Annotated in this window: 21 protein-coding genes; 2 read left to right on the forward strand and 19 right to left on the reverse strand. The window is 66.8% G+C overall.

Translation table 11 applies throughout. The features are described 5' to 3' along the window. Positions 1-19: 19 nt before the first annotated feature. From rplW to KZC57_RS06760, 19 genes are all read right to left on the reverse strand, one after another. Positions 20-343: a 50S ribosomal protein L23 gene (gene rplW, locus KZC57_RS06670; protein WP_025102406.1), complete on the reverse strand. Its 324-nt coding sequence runs from the start codon at positions 341-343 to the stop codon at positions 20-22. Beyond that, positions 340-1,002, reverse strand: coding sequence for a 50S ribosomal protein L4 (gene rplD / locus KZC57_RS06675; protein WP_025102407.1), 663 nt, complete (start codon positions 1,000-1,002; stop codon positions 340-342). Before rplD ends, rplW begins: the two co-directional genes overlap by 4 nt. A gap of 2 nt (positions 1,003-1,004) precedes the next feature. Then, positions 1,005-1,664 carry a 50S ribosomal protein L3 gene (gene rplC, locus KZC57_RS06680; protein ID WP_025102408.1) on the reverse strand — a complete coding sequence of 220 codons (660 nt, stop codon included), beginning with the start codon at positions 1,662-1,664 and terminating at the stop codon, positions 1,005-1,007. Positions 1,665-1,672: 8 nt separating this feature from the next. Further along, positions 1,673-1,981, reverse strand: coding sequence for a 30S ribosomal protein S10 (rpsJ, locus tag KZC57_RS06685; RefSeq protein WP_017201594.1), 309 nt, complete (start codon positions 1,979-1,981; stop codon positions 1,673-1,675). A gap of 858 nt (positions 1,982-2,839) precedes the next feature. Next, positions 2,840-3,052 carry a hypothetical protein gene (locus KZC57_RS06690; protein WP_025102409.1) on the reverse strand — a complete coding sequence of 71 codons (213 nt, stop codon included), beginning with the start codon at positions 3,050-3,052 and terminating at the stop codon, positions 2,840-2,842. A gap of 146 nt (positions 3,053-3,198) precedes the next feature. Beyond that, a complete protein-coding gene (tuf, locus tag KZC57_RS06695; protein WP_025102410.1) occupies positions 3,199-4,392 on the reverse strand; it encodes an elongation factor Tu in 1,194 nt (397 codons plus the stop codon). Between the two features lie 166 nt (positions 4,393-4,558). Further along, a complete protein-coding gene (fusA, locus tag KZC57_RS06700) occupies positions 4,559-6,673 on the reverse strand; it encodes an elongation factor G (protein ID WP_025102411.1) in 2,115 nt (704 codons plus the stop codon). Positions 6,674-6,769: 96 nt separating this feature from the next. Continuing rightward, the gene (rpsG, locus tag KZC57_RS06705) at positions 6,770-7,240 is read right to left on the reverse strand and encodes a 30S ribosomal protein S7 (RefSeq protein WP_017201608.1); all 471 of its coding nucleotides are present in this window, start codon (positions 7,238-7,240) and stop codon (positions 6,770-6,772) included. Positions 7,241-7,245: 5 nt separating this feature from the next. Then, complete coding sequence (gene rpsL, locus KZC57_RS06710; protein ID WP_018187369.1) at positions 7,246-7,614, reverse strand: 30S ribosomal protein S12; 369 nt, start codon at positions 7,612-7,614, stop codon at positions 7,246-7,248. A 227-nt stretch (positions 7,615-7,841) separates the two neighbouring features. Then, positions 7,842-8,489 (reverse strand): spermidine/putrescine ABC transporter substrate-binding protein, encoded by a 648-nt coding sequence (locus KZC57_RS06715; RefSeq protein ID WP_186326386.1) that lies wholly within the window; start codon positions 8,487-8,489, stop codon positions 7,842-7,844. A gap of 49 nt (positions 8,490-8,538) precedes the next feature. Continuing rightward, the gene (locus KZC57_RS06720) at positions 8,539-8,967 is read right to left on the reverse strand and encodes a hypothetical protein (protein WP_060921245.1); all 429 of its coding nucleotides are present in this window, start codon (positions 8,965-8,967) and stop codon (positions 8,539-8,541) included. A gap of 71 nt (positions 8,968-9,038) precedes the next feature. Next, entirely contained in the window at positions 9,039-10,139 is a 1,101-nt protein-coding gene (locus KZC57_RS06725; RefSeq protein ID WP_247641312.1) for an ABC transporter, read from the reverse strand. A gap of 112 nt (positions 10,140-10,251) precedes the next feature. Next, a complete protein-coding gene (locus KZC57_RS06730) occupies positions 10,252-10,404 on the reverse strand; it encodes a hypothetical protein (RefSeq protein WP_167627836.1) in 153 nt (50 codons plus the stop codon). A 64-nt stretch (positions 10,405-10,468) separates the two neighbouring features. Continuing rightward, positions 10,469-11,119: a hypothetical protein gene (locus tag KZC57_RS06735; protein WP_060921242.1), complete on the reverse strand. Its 651-nt coding sequence runs from the start codon at positions 11,117-11,119 to the stop codon at positions 10,469-10,471. Positions 11,120-11,121: 2 nt separating this feature from the next. Continuing rightward, positions 11,122-11,448, reverse strand: coding sequence for a PadR family transcriptional regulator (locus tag KZC57_RS06740; protein ID WP_025102416.1), 327 nt, complete (start codon positions 11,446-11,448; stop codon positions 11,122-11,124). A gap of 48 nt (positions 11,449-11,496) precedes the next feature. Continuing rightward, positions 11,497-12,411 carry a sugar ABC transporter permease gene (locus KZC57_RS06745; protein WP_247641313.1) on the reverse strand — a complete coding sequence of 305 codons (915 nt, stop codon included), beginning with the start codon at positions 12,409-12,411 and terminating at the stop codon, positions 11,497-11,499. A 1-nt stretch (position 12,412) separates the two neighbouring features. Next, positions 12,413-14,017: a maltose ABC transporter permease MalF gene (malF, locus tag KZC57_RS06750; protein WP_144882344.1), complete on the reverse strand. Its 1,605-nt coding sequence runs from the start codon at positions 14,015-14,017 to the stop codon at positions 12,413-12,415. A 72-nt stretch (positions 14,018-14,089) separates the two neighbouring features. Continuing rightward, positions 14,090-15,301, reverse strand: coding sequence for a maltose ABC transporter substrate-binding protein (locus tag KZC57_RS06755; protein WP_247641314.1), 1,212 nt, complete (start codon positions 15,299-15,301; stop codon positions 14,090-14,092). 170 nt (positions 15,302-15,471) lie between these two features. Further along, positions 15,472-15,945 carry an NUDIX domain-containing protein gene (locus KZC57_RS06760; protein ID WP_234024152.1) on the reverse strand — a complete coding sequence of 158 codons (474 nt, stop codon included), beginning with the start codon at positions 15,943-15,945 and terminating at the stop codon, positions 15,472-15,474. Positions 15,946-16,029: 84 nt separating this feature from the next. Between KZC57_RS06760 and KZC57_RS06765 the strand changes: the two genes are divergently transcribed. After that, positions 16,030-16,518, forward strand: a complete 489-nt coding sequence (locus KZC57_RS06765) for a YajQ family cyclic di-GMP-binding protein (RefSeq protein ID WP_025102421.1) — start codon at positions 16,030-16,032, stop codon at positions 16,516-16,518. Between the two features lie 3 nt (positions 16,519-16,521). After that, on the forward strand, positions 16,522-17,328 hold the full coding sequence (locus tag KZC57_RS06770; protein WP_247641315.1) for a hypothetical protein: 807 nt from the start codon (positions 16,522-16,524) through the stop codon (positions 17,326-17,328). Positions 17,329-17,379: the final 51 nt, after the last annotated feature.

A 17,379-nucleotide genomic window follows, 5' to 3' on the forward strand; every position in this document is an offset into this window, starting at 1 on the left:
ATTGTCCTTATCCCCCGGATCAGCCGATTGCCGTGAAGATGTCGATGGTGCCCGACTTCAGGCTCACGATGGCGCGCTTGGTGTCCTTGCGCTTACCGGTGCCGAAGCGGGTGCGACGGGCCTTGCCGACGCGGTTGATCGTGTTGACGGACGCGACCTTGACGCCGAAGATCTTCTCGATGGCGAGCTTGATCTCGGTCTTCGAAGCGCGCGGGTCGACGAGGAAGGTGTACTTGCCCTCGTCGATCAGGCCGTAGCTCTTCTCGGACACGACCGGCTTCAGGATGATGTCGCGCGGGTCCTTGTTCAGGGCCGTCTGGAGAACAGATGCCTGCTCGCTCATGCGGAGACCTCCTGGTTGGCGCCGGACTTGGAGGCGATGAAGCCCTCGAGCGCGGCCTGGGTGAAGACGATGTCGTCGGAGACGAGAACGTCGTAGGCGTTGAGCTGGTCGAACGTCAGCACGTGGACGTGGCCGAGGTTGCGGATGCTCTTGAGCGCGAGCTCGTCGCCGCGCTCGATGACCACGAGGACGTTCTTCGACGTGGCGACCTGGGCGAGGAAGCCCGCGGCGGCCTTGGTCGACGGCGCGCCGTCGGTGCCGAAGGTGTCGATCGCGTGCAGACGGTCACCGCGGAAGCGGTCGCTGAGCGCACCCAGGAGGGCGGCAGCGATCATCTTCTTGGGGGTGCGCTGCGAGTAGTCGCGCGGCTTCGGGCCGTGCACGATGCCACCGCCGGTCATGTGCGGCGCGCGGATCGAGCCCTGACGGGCGTTACCCGTGCCCTTCTGCTTGAAGGGCTTGCGGCCGGCGCCCGAGACCTCGCCACGACGCTTGGTCGAGTGCGTGCCCTGGCGAGCCGCCGCGAGCTGCGCGACGACGACCTGGTGGATGAGCGGGATGTTCGTCTTGACGTCGAACAGCGCGGCGGGAAGCTCGACGGAGCCTGCCTTCTTGCCGTCTGCCTTGAGGACGTCGAGCGCGAGAGTGGAGTCAGCCATGATCAGGCACCCTTCACTGCGTTGCGGACGTAGACGATGCGGCCGCGAGCACCGGGGACGGCGCCCTTGACGAGCATGAGTCCCTTCTCGATGTCGATGGCGTGCACCGTGAGGTTGAGGACGGTCACGCGCTCGCCACCCATACGGCCGGCCATGCGCATGCCCTTGAAGACGCGGCTCGGGGTCGACGATGCGCCGATGGAGCCGGGCTTGCGGTGGTTGCGGTGTGCACCGTGCGATGCCGAGACGCCCTTGAAGTTGTGGCGCTTCATGACACCGGCGGTGCCCTTGCCCTTGCTCGTGCCGACGACGTCGACGAGCTGGCCGGCCTCGAACGTGCCGTCCACCGTGAGCTCCTGGCCCAGGGTGTAGTCGGCGGCGTCGGCCGTGCGGACCTCGGTCACGTGACGACGCGGCGTGACGCCGGCAGCCTCGAAGTGAGCCGAGAGGGGCTTGTTCACCTTGCGGGGGTCGATCTGGCCGTACGCGATCTGCACGGCGTTGTAGCCGTCCTTCTCGGGGGTACGGATCTGGGTGACCACGTTCGGCGCGAGCTCGATGACGGTGACGGGAACGAGCTTGCCGTTCTCGTTCCAGACCTGGGTCATGCCGAGCTTGGTGCCGAGCATGCCCTTGGAAACCTTGGAGTTGATGTCAACCATGGCGGACCTCAGAGCTTGATCTCGATGTTGACGTCGGCCGGAAGGTCGAGACGCATCAGCGAGTCGACAGCCTTGGGCGTCGGGTCGACGATGTCGATCAGGCGCTTGTGGGTGCGCATCTCGAAGTGCTCGCGGCTGTCCTTGTACTTGTGGGGCGACCGGATGACGCACACGACGTTCTTCTCGGTCGGAAGGGGCACGGGTCCGACGACGGTCGCGCCCGCACGGGTCACGGTGTCGACGATCTTGCGTGCGGACGTGTCGATGACCTCGTGGTCATACGACTTCAGGCGAATGCGGATCTTCTGTCCCGCCATTGTCTGCTCTCTCTCTTTAAGCGTCTTACCGTCCGAGACCGGGTGGCCTTGGGGCATTGGACGCACGTCGGCGCTGTTCGCGCCTCGGCACTCGTCTTCTCCGGCTCTCGACCTCGCGGTCAGGGAGCCTGTCGAAGAGGCTGCACCACTGTTCTGCTGTCAGCCGCACACCCGAAGGTGACGGATGCCCGACGCCCGCCGCGCACGGCAGTGCCCTCGATGATGAAGGTGTCGGGATTGTGTCCTGCTGCCCGCGGCCTAGAACCCTGCAGCCTCCCGGAGGAGGCGCCGTCTATGCACTGCCCTGGCAGTGATCCGGCGCACGCATAGCGGCGACGGAATATCGAACCTGTCTATTCTGCCACGACGGATTTCACTTCTGCAAACCCGGGCGTGTCGCGCTCACCGGACTCCCAGTGAACGCCTCTTCCCGGGCGCCTCAGCCCGCGGAGGAGCGCGGGGCGAGGCATCCCCATGCCTCGCCCCGCTTGGGGAGGGCGTCCGGTGCGAGGGGGCACACCGAACGCGAGGAATCCAGCGTGAAGGGACGCCGGATGCCTCGACCGAGGGCGCGGCGGAAGACCCGCCGCGCGGGCGGGGAGACGCTCAGGCGCAGAGAGTGCGCGCGTCGCACGATGATCCCCAAGATCGCTTTCCCCAGTGTGAACGCGGATGAACCCGCGTGATTCGGGAGCCGAACCCCTTCGGCACCCCGACCGCAAGATCCCCAGGCGGTCGACACGATCCTACTCGATGTCTTCGAGAATCCGCCACATCCGAGGGCGCCGTGCGTCCCCTCGACACGGAAGAGCGGCGGCCCCCTCTCGGGACCGCCGCTCTCCACGGAGATGTCGGGATCTACTCGTTGCCCACGCTCTTGTCGGCGCTCTCGCGGATCTCATCGATCTTCTCGGCGGCACCGGGTGCGATCTTCTTCGCGAAGTCGGCGACGCCGTCGAGCACCTTGTCGCTGATGTCCTCGGCCTGCTCGCTCTTGACCGCTTCGGCCAGCTTGTCCTTGTTCTGCTCGTACAGGTCCTTGCCCTTGTTGACGGCGTCCTCGATACCCATGTGAATCCCCTTCGGAGGTGCGTGCTTCCGACGATCGCGCCGGACACCTCATTGTGCCGGGCGGAACCGGGCGACGGAACCCTCGATCCGGAAACGACAGAGGGGTCGAGCCCGAAGGCTCGACCCCTCTGCGAGGAAGCGGTTGCTTACTTGATGATCTTCGTCACCGTACCGGCGCCGACCGTACGACCACCCTCACGGATGGCGAAGCCGAGGCCCTCCTCCATGGCGATCGGCTGGATCAGCTCGACCGTCATGTCGGTGGTGTCGCCGGGCATGACCATCTCGGTGCCCTCGGGCAGCGAGATGACGCCGGTGACGTCCGTGGTGCGGAAGTAGAACTGCGGACGGTAGTTCGTGTAGAAGGGGTTGTGGCGGCCACCCTCGTCCTTGGACAGGATGTAGGCCGTGCCCTCGAAGTTGGTGTGCGGCGTGACCGAACCCGGCTTCACGATGACCTGGCCGCGCTCCACGTCCTCGCGCTTGGTGCCGCGGAGGAGCAGACCACAGTTCTCGCCGGCCCATGCCTCGTCGAGCTGCTTGTGGAACATCTCGATACCGGTGACGGTCGTCTTCTGCGTCGGGCGCAGACCCACGATCTCGACCTCGGAGTTGATGGCCAGGGTGCCACGCTCGGCACGACCCGTGACGACGGTGCCACGACCGGTGATCGTGAAGACGTCCTCGACGGGCATGAGGAACGGCTTGTCACGGTCACGCTCCGGGTCCGGAACGCTGTCGTCGACAGCCTGCATGAGCTCGAGGATCGCGTCGACCCACTTCTCGTCGCCCTCGAGGGCCTTGAGAGCGGAGACACGGACGACGGGAGCGTTGTCGCCGTCGAAGCCCTGGCTCGAGAGCAGCTCGCGAACCTCGAGCTCGACGAGCTCCAGGATCTCCTCGTCGTCGACCGCGTCGGACTTGTTCAGCGCGACGAGCAGGTAGGGGACGCCGACCTGCTTGGCGAGCAGAACGTGCTCGCGCGTCTGCGCCATCGGGCCGTCGGTGGCCGCGACGACGAGGATCGCGCCGTCCATCTGCGCCGCACCCGTGATCATGTTCTTGACGTAGTCGGCGTGGCCGGGGGCGTCAACGTGGGCGTAGTGGCGCTTCGGGGTCTCGTACTCGATGTGCGAGATGTTAATCGTGATACCGCGCTGGCGCTCTTCCGGCGCCGAGTCGATGGAAGCGAAGTCGCGCTGCACGTTCGTGTCGGACGGGTACTTGTCAGCAAGCACCTTCGAGATCGCTGCGGAGAGCGTGGTCTTGCCGTGGTCGACGTGACCGATCGTTCCGATGTTGACGTGCGGCTTGGTCCGCTCGAACTTGGCCTTAGCCACTGGGTCCTCCTCAGGACGTCGTTGTAGAGGTGCCGGGCACTGGTTTGCGACCGGTTCTCTACGGGTTAGGTTCTCAGTTTAGTAGAGAGGGAATGTGAAGTTGTAGGTGACCTGGGAACCCCGGGTGCTTTGACTTGCTCAGCACCCAGGGCTCCCAGAAGAGCGATTACTCGCCCTTGGCCTTCTGGACGATCTCGTCGGCCACCGCGCGCGGGACCTCGGCGTAGCTGTCGAACTCCATGGAGTAGACGGCACGGCCCGAGGTCTTCGAGCGCAGGTCGCCGATGTAGCCGAACATCTCGGACAGCGGCACCGCGGCGCGCACGACCTTGACGCCGGCGGCGTCCTCCATCGACTGGATCTGGCCACGACGCGAGTTCAGGTCGCCGATGACGTCGCCCATGTACTCCTCCGGAGTACGGACCTCGACGGCCATCAGCGGCTCGAGCAGCACGGGGTTGGCACGACGCGCGGCCTCCTTGAAGCCCATGGAGCCCGCGATCTTGAACGCCATCTCCGAGGAGTCGACGTCGTGCGCCGCACCATCGACGATGGTCGCCTTGACGCCCACCATCGGGTAGCCCGCGAGGACACCGACGTTCATGGCGTCCTGGAAACCGGCGTCGATCGAGCCGATGTACTCGCGCGGGATGCGGCCACCGGTGACCGCGTTCACGAACTCGTACGTCTTCTCGCCGTCGAGCTCGAGCGGCTCGATGTTGAACTGGATCTTGGCGAACTGGCCCGATCCACCGGTCTGCTTCTTGTGCGTGTAGTCGTGCTTCTCGACGGCCTTGCGGATCGTCTCGCGGTACGCGACCTGCGGCTTGCCGACGTTCGCCTCGACGCGGAACTCGCGCTTCATGCGGTCCACGAGGATGTCGAGGTGCAGCTCGCCCATGCCCTTGATGGTCGTCTGACCGGTCTCCGGGTTGAGCTCCGTACGGAAGGTCGGGTCCTCCTCAGCGAGCTTCTGGATCGCGAGACCCAGCTTCTCCTGGTCGGCCTTGGTCTTCGGCTCGATCGCGACCTCGATCACCGGCTCCGGGAACGTCATCGACTCGAGGACGACCGGCTGCGCGATGTCGGCGAGGGTGTCACCGGTGGTGGTGTCCTTCAGGCCGATGACGGCGTAGATGTTGCCGGCGGTCAGCTTGTCGACCGGGTTCTCCTTGTTGGCGTGCATCTGGAAGATCTTCCCGATGCGCTCCTTCTTGCCCTTGGTCGAGTTGATGACCTGGGCGCCCGACTCGAGCTCGCCCGAGTAGACGCGCACGTACGTCAGACGACCGAAGAACGGGTGCACGGCGACCTTGAAGGCCAGGGCCGCGAACGGGTCCTTCGCGTCGGGGTGACGCTCGATGATCTTCTCCTCGTCCTTCGGGTCGTGCGCCTCGATGGCGGGCACGTCCAGCGGGGACGGGAGGTAGTCGACGACGGCGTCCAGCATCGGCTGCACACCGCGGTTCTTGAAGGCGGAGCCGCAGAGGACCGGGTAGATCTCGCTGGCGACGACCATCTTGCGGATGGCGCCCTTGATCTCCGCGACGGTGAGCTCCTCGCCGCCGAAGAACTTCTCGAGAAGCTCCTCGTCGGTCTCGGCGACCGTCTCCAGCAGCTGCTGGCGGTAGTCCTCGGCCTTGTCCTTGAGGTCGGCCGGGATCTCCTGCACCTCGTAGGAGGCGCCCATGGTCACGTCACCCTTGGCATCGCCGGGCCACACCAGAGCACGCATCTCGACGAGGTCGATGACGCCGACGAAGTCGTTCTCGGCACCGATCGGGAGCTGCAGCACCAGCGGCTTGGCGCCGAGGCGGTTGATGATCGTGTCGACCGTGAAGTAGAAGTCCGCGCCGAGCTTGTCCATCTTGTTGACGAAGCAGATGCGGGGCACGTTGTACTTGTCGGCCTGACGCCACACGGTCTCGGACTGGGGCTCGACGCCCTCCTTGCCGTCGAACACGGCGACCGCACCGTCGAGGACGCGGAGCGAACGCTCCACCTCGACCGTGAAGTCCACGTGACCGGGGGTGTCGATGATGTTGATCTGGTTCTTGTTCCAGAAGCAGGTCACGGCGGCAGACGTGATCGTGATGCCGCGCTCCTTCTCCTGCTCCATCCAGTCGGTGGTCGACGCACCGTCGTGCGTTTCGCCGAGCTTGTGGTTGACGCCCGTGTAGAACAGGATGCGCTCGGTCGTCGTGGTCTTGCCGGCATCGATGTGCGCCATGATGCCGATGTTGCGGACCTTGCTCAGGTCCGTGAGCACGTCTTGTGCCACAGGAGTGTCCTTATCTTTTGGAGCAGCAGGTGTACTGCGAAGAGGGGGTGCGACGGGCCCAGGAACGCGGAAGGGTCCCTGAGCCCGTCGAAGGGGTTACCAGCGGTAGTGAGCGAACGCGCGGTTCGACTCGGCCATCTTGTGGGTGTCCTCACGGCGCTTGACCGCGGCACCCAGGCCGTTCGACGCGTCCAGGATCTCGTTCTGGAGACGCTCGGTCATCGTCTTCTCACGACGACCCTTGGCGTAGCTCACGAGCCAGCGCAGCGCGAGGGTGTTCGCACGGTGCGGCTTGACCTCGACCGGAACCTGGTAGGTCGAGCCACCGACGCGGCGGCTGCGGACCTCGAGCGTGGGGCGCACGTTGTCGAGCGCCTTCTTCAGGGTGGCGACGGCGTCCTGGCCGTTCTTCGCCTCGACACCGCGGAGGGCGCCGTAGACGATCGACTCGGCCAGCGACTTCTTGCCGTCGACGAGGATCTTGTTCACCAGCGAGGTGACGATCGGAGCGCCGTAGACCGGGTCGTTGACGACGGGGCGCTTGGGGGCGGGACCCTTACGAGGCATCTAACTCAACCCTTCTTCGCGCCGTAGCGGGAACGAGCCTGCTTACGGTTCTTGACGGCCTGGGTGTCCAGAGCGCCACGGACGATCTTGTAACGCACACCGGGGAGGTCCTTCACACGACCGCCGCGGACGAGCACCAGGGAGTGCTCCTGCAGGTTGTGGCCCTCACCGGGGATGTACGCGGTGACCTCGGTCCCGTTGCGGAGCTTCACACGAGCGACCTTGCGCATCGCCGAGTTCGGCTTCTTCGGGGTGGTGGTGTAGACGCGGGTGCAGACCCCGGCCTGCTGCGGGTTCGCCTTGAGCGCGGGCGCCTTGGTCTTGGTGACCTTGGGCGAGCGACCCTTGCGAACCAACTGCTGAATGGTTGGCACGTTCTCTCCTCATAGTGCTGCACGGTGACAGCGTGATGGGTTTCACATCATGACCCACCGGCACGCCGGAACCGACGAGCTTTTGGTGTGGTGGGTATGCCGTGGGGGCGGACCGGCGAGGTGCCGACGCCCAGCGCGCACGTCAGGACGTGCACACACCTGATCAAGTGTAATGCCGCGTAACCTGACGGTCAAATGATGGTCGCACTCCCCCGCGCCACCCGAAGTCAGGGGATGTCGGGGTCGAACGGCGAGTCCAGCGACTCCGTGAGCTCGGCGAGAAGCGCCTCGATCTGCGGCTCGACATGTCGCGACACCGCAGCCTGGATCGTGATCCGGTGTCGGAGCAGGATCCCGCAGATCTCGCGCCCGACGAGGTTCGCGTACTCGTCGGCCAGGGCGACCTCCTGCCGGAGAGCGGTCTTCGCCTCGTCCGACAGCGGGGGCAGAGGCGGCAACTCCGCAGCGGAATCGTCAGCGAGACCGGCGATCGTGAAGAGGAAGGGGGCGCCGGGTACCGGCTCCGGATCCAGCGGCATGCCCTCGAACTCAGGGTCGAGGTCCTCCGTCGGCCGGTAGCTGCGGGCGCGGTTGCGCGCTGCCTGCTGATCGAGCTCGCGCTGCAGGGTCGGGAGGTTCCGCGCCGTGTACTCCGCGACCGCGTGGTCGACGATCGTCTTGATGCGCGTCGACAGCCCATGCTGGACACCGTGCGGCGTGGTGCCCGCAATGCCTGCGGCGGCGAGGACGGGCGAGCCGAGACAGCGCCGGCACGGCGCAGTCCTTCCGCGGTGGGTCGCCGGCTCCCAGCGCGGCACCCAGCGCAACCAGGCCTCGACGGCCTGGTCGACCTGCGTCTCCAATGAGCGCTCCACCCCACCAGCGTACGGCGCGTCGCCGCTCACGGCGCGGATTTACGGGGTGTCACTCCGCCTCGTCACGCTCCCACGGCCATCGCGGCTGTGCGGACCTCGTCCGGCGGAGGGCTATCCCGCCCCAGGCAGCCACCGCTGCGGCGGCGAGGAGCACGAGGCTCGCGCCGCCGCGGACGAGATCTCCGGCGACGGCCGTGGCCACGACCACATCGCTCGTCGCGACGAGCACGGCGATCCAGACCGTGGCCAAGTGCACGAGTGCCGTGAGCAGCGCGATCACGGGAGCGGAGCCGAAGGAGGCATGTCCTCTCCGCACCGTCGCCCACAGCGTGAGTGCGAACACGACGACGGCCGCGACCATGCCGGACACCCCGGGGACCTGCCCCAGGCCCGGGACGTCGATGATGTCGCGGTCGGTGGCGACGCTGAGGGCGCCGAGGCCGAAGACCGCGAGGGCGAAGAAGGCGATGGTGGCCATGACCGCCGCCAGGACAGCCGAAACCCCCGCGGACTCGGGCCCGCGGGGGTTCGGCGTGGTGGTGTTCGTGATTACCTCGACAGGGTGGGACCGGCCTCGAGGGTGCGCTCGTACTCGCGCTGCGCCTCCTCGTTCAGCTCGGTCTTGCGGGCACCGCTGCGGGCCACCCAGGCGCCGAACCAGATGGTGAGTTCGCGGGCGAAGACGAAGGCCGCGATGGCCAGCGGGGCGAGTAGCTGCTCGCCCGCGAGTTCGAGACCCTGCGACGCCGTGAGCTTCCAGAAGGGCGCCTCGAAGAGCTGGCCCAGGATGTGTCCGGCGTAGGCGATCAGCCCGACCACGATGCCGAACACCACCCACAGGCCCCAGCGGCCGCGGTTGATGATGGCTCCCAGGAGCCAGAAGCCGAGGAAGAACACGACCACCGGGGTCCAGAACCCCCAGGTGAGCAGCGGGGCGACGAGCGCCTCGCCGATGTTCTCCCCGTTCACATCGCCGGCCAGGGCGCCGAGGCCGAGTGTGGTGGCGAGGTAGAGCAGCGCGAAGGCGACGGTGGCGAGCAGGCCGATGGCCCCGGCGGTGCCGCGGTTGCCACGCTCGCGCGGTGGCTCCGGCGCCTGCACGAAGATCGGCTGCGGCTGCTGCGGCGCGGCGGCCGCGCCGTTCGTGAGCGGTTCGGACGGCACGATGCGGGTGTCGGTGTCGTCGGCGTGCGATGCGTAGGCCGCACCGGCCATGGCCGACTCCTCGTGCGCGTGGCTGCTCGGCGTGGAGTACAGCGAGGTCTCCGGCGTCGCGTACAGCGAGGTCTCGGGGGTCGCATCGCGGCGGTCCGCGTCGCGGAGGTCCGCGTCACGGCGGTCGCCGTCGGTGCTCGAGGGCATCGGGGCGGCGGAGCTGAAAGTACCGGGGTGGTCCCGCTCGGCGGCCTCGAAGGCGGCGAGATCGGGGTCGACGGCGGACTCCTGCCGGGTCGCGGCCTGGTCGGCCACTGGCTCGGAGGAGGCCGCGGTGACGTCTGCGGCGCGGGAATCATCCGCACGGGCGTCGTCGGCGTGGCCGGGGACATCTCCGCGGGCCGCCGCCGCGGCGTCGAGACCGGCGTTCGCGCTGCCGACGACGTCGTCGACGTCGTTCGACTTCTCGGGCTGACGAGCCTCGGGATCACTCATGGGGTGCGCCTCTCATCGGGGATGTGCAGTGCGAGATTACCGCCGCCTGTCCCGGCGCTTCCGGAGGCGTGCCGTCGTGTCGCCATACGCGTGGTCCCGCGGTTTCCGCCGCTCAGGGAAAAGTACTGCGAAGCGCATCCCCGGCGAACTGCGCGAGGATCGGCACCATCGGCAGCGAGAGCCAGACGAGTCCGGCGACGATCCCTGCACACACGATGCCGGCGAACCAGCTCATCCCGAGGTTGCGTCCACCCACCCGTGCCATGGTCTCACCGTAGGCCCGAGCCGTCGCGAGGGTCGTGAGCAACGCCGCGTCGAGGTGGTGTCGCTCAACGGGCGCTACGACCGCGCATCCGCCAGAGCAGCCAGAGCCCGGAAGCCGGGACCAGTAGGAACCCCAGGAGCAGGAGCAGGTGCCACTCCCCGAAGGAGGGGACGAGTGGGTTCACCACCTCCGGCATGGTTTCGCCGCCGGTCGAGCTGCCGGACGCCGATCCGGTGGAGAAGCCGGTCATCGTCGATGCGATCAGGACGGTCAGCCCGGTGGCGACGAAGGGCACCAGGATCGCAACCGCCTTCTCCCAGGTCCGCCACATCGCACTCAGGCTCACGAGCACCGCACCCACGAACCAGCCGACGACCGGCACCACGATCCCGCCGAAGCTGAGGGTGAGCGCGGCCGCGATCGCGAAGCCCCGCGTCGCGGTCGTCGGCGTGCGCGGAGCCGAGGGTGCGGGCGTGGGCGCAGGGAGCACGACGGGCGGCGCGGTCGGAACCTCGTCCTCCGCCTCACGGGCGATCCCTCGGGGGTCCCCCAGCCGGTCGATCCGCTCCGCGGTCGCCTCCGCATCGAGCCCGTCGAGTTCCTCCGCGATCCCGCCGCGGATGTCCGACGCGACACCGTGCGGTAGTCCGCGCATCGCCTCGTCCAGCCGCGCCAGGTAGTCGTCACGCAGCTCGGCTGCGGTCTTCTCGGTCATTGTCATCCTTCCCCCACCATGCCCGTGACGGCACGGGCGAACGGCGCCCACTGCGCCCGGAAGCGCGCGAGCTGATCGATACCGGCATCCGTGAGCCGGTAGTACTTGCGCACCGGACCGCTCTCCGACGGCCGGTCGAACGTCGTCACCCAGCCGTTGTCGCGCAGCCGCCCGAGGAGCGGATACAGCGTGCCGATGCTGGCGATCAGCCCGGCGCCGGTGAGTGCATCCGACAGCTGCCAGCCGTACATGGGCTCGCGCGACAGCAGACCGAGTACGCAGTACTCGACCACTCCCTTGCGCATCTGCGCACCGACGTCCGCTGTCATGCCTCACAAGGTAGCATGTGACGCAGGATAGCGGCAGCGGTTCTTCGATCAGCCCTTTGTCGCTCCGGCGGTCAGACCGCCGACGATGTACTTCTGCAGGAAGAGGAACAGCACCATGACCGGGATCGCGGCCATGACCGCGCCGGCGGAGAAGGCCGACCAGTCGGCATAGCGGGGGTTCGCGACGAGCTTGGTCAGACCGACGACAAGGGTCTGCTGATCCACGTCGACGAGCATGACGCTGGCGATCACGTACTCGTTCACCGTGCCGATGAAGGAGAGCAGACCGACGACCGCGAGGATCGGCGCGACCAGGCGCAGGATGATCGTGAAGAAGATCCGCGCGTGCCCGGCGCCGTCGATGCGGGCGGCCTCGTCGATCTCCTTCGGGATCGTGTTGAAGAAGCCGTACATCAGGTAGGTGTTCACGCCCAGCGCGCCGCCGAGATAGACGAGGATCAGGCCGGTGTGCGTGTTGAGGCCGATCGCCGGGAACCAGTCCCCCAGCGTCGACATCAGCAGGAAGATCGCGACGACCGCGAGGAGCTGCGGGAACATCTGCACGACGACGATGGTGACGCGCCCCACGCGGCGGCCCGCGAAGCGCATGCGGGAGAAGGCATATGCCGCACAGGCCCCGATGAAGACGGTGACCGCGCCCGTCACGACCGCGATGAGCAGCGTGTTCAGGAACCACGTCCCGTACGGATTCTGCGGGTCGCTGAGGATGCGCACGTAGCTGTCGATCCCGATGGCCGAGAAGAGCTGGTTCGACCCGGTGAGCGTGCCCTTCGGGTTGAGCGAGGCCGACACCACGTACAGCAGCGGGAAGAGGGCGAAGGCGCTCACCACGATGGCGACGAGATGACGCCAGCCGGTGTCGGCGAACCAGGCGCCGAACGAACGACGCCGCGGAGCGGTGCGGTGGGCGGTGGCGGTGGCGGTGCTGGGGACGGTGCTCATGTCAGTTCAGCTCCTCGAGGGCCTTGGTCTTGCGGAAGCTGATGATCGAGATCGTCGCGACCACGACGAAGATCAGGATCGTGAAGGCGGAGGCGAGTCCGTAGTCGCGGGTCTGTCCGGTGAACGCCACCTTGTAGACCATCGAGATGAGGATGTCGGTGTGGCCGACGGGGATCGACACGTCGCTGAAGCGCGGGCCGCCCTTGGTCAGCATGTAGATCAGGTTGAAGTTGTTGAAGTTGAACGCGAACGACGAGATCAGCAGCGGCGCCACGGTCACCAGCAGCAGCGGCAGCTTGATGCGGCGGAAGATCTGCCACGCGTTCGCGCCGTCCATGACGGCGGCCTCGTTCACGTCGTCCGGGATGCCCTGCAGCGCGCCCATGCAGACGAGGAACATGTACGGGAAGCCGAGCCAGAGGTTCACCAGCAGCACGGACACCTTCGCCAGCACCGGGTCGGTGAGCCACGGGATGGCCGCGCCGCCGAACAGCACCTGGTTGATGAACCCGAAGCTCTCGTTCATCATCCCGGCCCAGACGAGCGCGGAGAGGAACGCGGGGAAGGCGTACGGGAGGATGAGGATGATTCGGTAGCCGTTGCGGAAGCGCATGCGCGTGTTGTTGAAGACGAGCGCGAGCAGCAGGCCGAGGAAGAAGGTCGTCGCGACGGACACCAGCGCGAAGACGAAGGTCCAGACGGTGACGGAGATGAGCGGACCGCGGATGGACTCGTCGGTCACCGCGCGGACGAAGTTGTCGAAGCCGACCGTGGTCTGCCAGCCGGGCAGCAGCTGCTCGCCGTCCTCCGCCGTGAACGCACCGTCGCCGGTGTCGCTGTAGACCGTGCCGGTCGCGGTGTCCGTGATCGTGTCGGCAGCGGCGTCGTAGGTCAGTGTCGAGACGTACAGGTAGCCGTTCTGACCGTCGGGGGCACGGAGGCTGCCGTCGTTGGGGTCGTCACTGAACGGGACGGAGAGCTGCTCCAGCTCCTCCGACAGGGTGAAGACGGTGGCGAGCGGAAGAGTGGTCCACCCGTCCAGGGCGACGGCCTTGCCGCCTTCGAACTCCGCGTCGACCTCGGCGAGAGGCTGCTCCGCCGTGCCGAGGAGCGCATCGCCGTCCTCCGGATCCGTGACGAGGAGGCCGTAGGTGCCGAACTGCTCGACCACCGTGACGGGGTACGTCGGAGAGTCCTCGACGCGCTCCTGCGCGGAGGCGAGCAGCGACGAGATCGCCTGCTCCTTGCTCCCGTTGTGACCGGTGCCGTAGTTCGTGAAGCCGATGTAGCCCGTGTAGAGGAGCGTGAAGACCTGGAACAGGACCAGGAAGATGATGCCGGGGGTGAGGTACTTCGCCGCGATGCGCTTGCGGGAGAAGTAGATGTAGTTGACGAGGACCGTCACCGCGACGACGAGGCCGAGGACCAGCCACTCGTGCTGTACGAGCAGCACGAACACGGCGTAGACGGCGATCGCGTCCACGATCGCCAGCAACAGGATCTTGAGCAGCATCCACCCGATCGGTCGGGAGGCCGCCTCGGCGATCTTCGCCGCCTGGCGCTGCCGAGGAGTGGGGGGCGCGGTGCGCTCTTCGGTGTCTGTCATGTCGTCCTCGTCATGGTCCTGCCGGGGCGGGCTGGTCGGCCCGCCCCGGCAGGGTCGTCATCTTGTCGGCCGTTACTCGATCGCGGCGGTCACGTCGTCGACGAGCTTCTGCCACGTCGCCTGCGGGTCCTCGCCGTTGATGATGGCGGCCTCGGCCACGCCCCAGAACTGCCAGACAGCGCCCATGGCGGGGATCGCCGGCATGGGGACCGCGTCGGCGCCGACGGCCTGGAAGCCGGCGATGATCGGGTCGGACGCCGCGGTGTCGGCGGCAGCCGTGAGGGCCGGGAGCACGTTGCCGGCCTTGAACAGCTCCAGCTGCACGTCCTCCGTGCCGAGGTAGTTGACGAGGAAGTCGTTGGCCGCGACCTTGTTCTTCGACTCGGCGCTCACGAAGAAGCCCTTGACGCCGGCGAACGGCGAGGCCGTCTCCCCCGTCGGGCTCGGGATCGGGTCGATCTCGACGTTGATGCCCGCCTCGGTGGCCGCGCCCACGTTCCACGGGCCGGTCAGCCAGAAGGCGGCGGTGCCGTCGAGGAACTGCTGCTTGGCGATCTCACCGTCGATATCGGTGTTCAGCGTGCCGGCCGCGCCCTGCGCTCCCAGCCAGTCGGCGAAGGCGAAGCCGCCCTCGCTGCCGAGCTGCAGGTCGGTCGGGTCGTAGCTGCCGCTGTCGTCGGTGCCGAAGACCGGAGCGCCGAACGCGGTCTGGAACGGGTACAGGTGGTACGAGTTGCCCTCGGCGCCCTGCTCCACCACGAAGGTGCCCTTCGCGACCATGTCGTCGAAGCTCGTCGCGGGCTCGGGGACGAGGTCGGCGTTGCGCAGGACGGCGATGTTCTCGACCGCGTACGGGAGCATGTAGACGGTGCCCTCGTAGGTCGCCGCCTGGAGCGCGACGGGGAGGTAGTCCTCAGAGCTGTCGCCGAGCTCGATCGGAGCGACGACGCCGTTGGTCGAGAGCTCGCCGAGCCAGTCGTGAGCGCCCATGACCACGTCGGGGCCCTTGCCGGTCGGGACCTGCTGGATGAAGTCGTCCTTCATGTCGTCGACGGACTTCCCCACCAGCTTGACCGTGACACCGGTCTTCTCCTGGTACGCGTCCGCCGCGCCCTGCAGCGCGTCGACCCGCTCGGCGTCGACCCAGACGGTCAGCGTGCCGCCGCCGTCTCCACCGGAGGAAGAGTCGTCGCCGCCGGAGCCGGTCGAGCAGCCGGCGAGCGTCAGAGCCGAAACGATGGCGATGGCGCCCGCGGCGACCATGCCCCTCTTGTTCACCTTCATTGGTGTGTGCCTCTCTCAGTGCTGAGCGCCTGCAAGACTGCAAGCGCTTACAGTATGCATCGTTTCGAAAGGCGATCACAATCCGCGAGCGCGTTGATATCAACCCGTGATCGGCACGACGAGACTCTCCTGATATGAAAACGCTTCCATATCAGCCGATGGTGAGGGCATCAGCGCGCGGCGTCACCGCCAGCACGATGCGGCGCATCGCGGATGACGCGGTCGATCCAGTCACGCCGCGGCAAGGCGGCGATGGCCTCTCGCGGGAACCAGCGCAGTTCGACGATCTCGTCCATGTCCGGTGCCGGGTCGCTGAGCAGCTCGCACTCGTAGGCGACCGTGACGTAGCCGACCTGGTCGCCGTTCGGATAGGTCACCGCCATCGGGTCGCCACCGTACGCGCCGATGAGTCCTGTGATCCGCAGACGCGCTCCCGTCTCTTCGAGGACTTCCCGGGCGACCGCGTCCGTGGGCTCTTCACCGGGCTCGATGCCGCCCCCGAGCAGACTCCACACGCCGGAGTGCGCGTGCCGGGCCAGCAGGAACCGTTCGCCGTCGCGGATGACGGCGGTGACACCGGGCAGCAGGAGGAAGTCGTGTCCGATCCGCGCACGGATCGCCTCGACGTAGGGCGACATCGGCATCGACGAAGTCTAGGCGCCGGGGCGGCGCGCGCCCCGTGAGCCCGCTCACGGGACTTTCCGCACCCCCGCGGATACAGTTGAGTCATGGCTGACAGTTCCTTTGACATCGTCTCGAAAGTGGATCGCCAGGAGGCCGAGAACGCCCTGAACCAGGCGCGCAAAGAGGTGGAGCAGCGCTACGACTTCAAGGGGACCGGCGCTTCGATCGCCTGGAGCGGCGAGCAGATCCTCATCACCGCGAACACCGAGGAGCGCGCGAACGCCGTCCTCGACGTGTTCCAGTCCAAGCTCATCAAGCGCGGCATCTCCCTGAAGAGCCTCGACTCGGGAGAGCCCTTCGCCAGCGGCAAGGAGTTCCGCATCCTGTCGAGCCTGAAGGACGGCATCTCCTCGGAGAACGCGAAGAAGATCGGCAAGATCATCCGCGACGAGGGCCCCAAGGGCGTGAAGAGCCAGATCCAGGGCGACGAGCTCCGCGTGCAGTCCAAGAGCCGCGACGACCTCCAGGCCGTGATCGCGCTCCTTAAGGGCAGCGACCTCGACATCGATCTGCAGTTCATCAACTACCGGTAGGGGTTGGCTCTGGAGACGCTTGCAGCGGTGAACCAGGCGATTGCTGATGGTTCGCGTGGCCTGGATGTCTCGACTGAGGCTGGTCGGGCGAACATGGACATGCTTGTGGGCCTTGCGTCTGATTCGCAGGCTGCGGCGGCTGCCCAGTTCGAGCTTGATGGGTCGACTAAGGGTTACACGGATCGTATGCGTGCGGGCCGGGAGGCTTTGATCAACTCGGCGATTCAGATGGGGGCCACGAGGAGTCAGGCGGAAGCTCTGGCGGACAAGATCTATGCGATTCCAACGGAGCGGCAGATCAAGGTTCTGGCTGACACGTCTCAGGCTCATGCGAGCTTGAATGGGATTCTGGGTCGGTTGAATGAGGCGGTTCGTACGCACTTCAACATCCCGGTTTCGACGGTCGGTGTCGGCACGGTACTCAAGACGCCGGGTATGTCTACGGGTGGTCCGGTTCGTGGCCGTGGTCCGAAGGGTAAGGACTCTGAGCTCCGGTTGCTTGCGCCTGGTGAGCATGTGATCCCTGCTGATGAGGTTGATGCGGCGGGTGGGCACTCCGCGATCGAGGAGTGGCGGGCGACCCTCACTACTGGACCCAGTGTGTCCGACCAGCAGCAGCCCTACTGGGTTGCTTCGCAGACACCTGTCGTCGTCCAGGCAGCAGCGGCCCCGCCCATCTCCCTTGATGGGTTGGCGATCTCGGGAAGGTTGGAGATTGGTGGGGACGGGCTCGCTCAGATTGTGGATGGACGTATCCATCGAGCCTCGGCCGCTAATCGTGTCACGCTCGAAAACGGATGGAGGAACTAGTGGCGATGACCGACCCAGCGCTCCTCAATCGGTTCCTCTCCCACTATCGCG

Source organism: Microbacterium sp. KSW4-4 (assembly GCF_023091185.1).
GTDB classification, from domain to species: domain Bacteria; phylum Actinomycetota; class Actinomycetes; order Actinomycetales; family Microbacteriaceae; genus Microbacterium; species Microbacterium paraoxydans.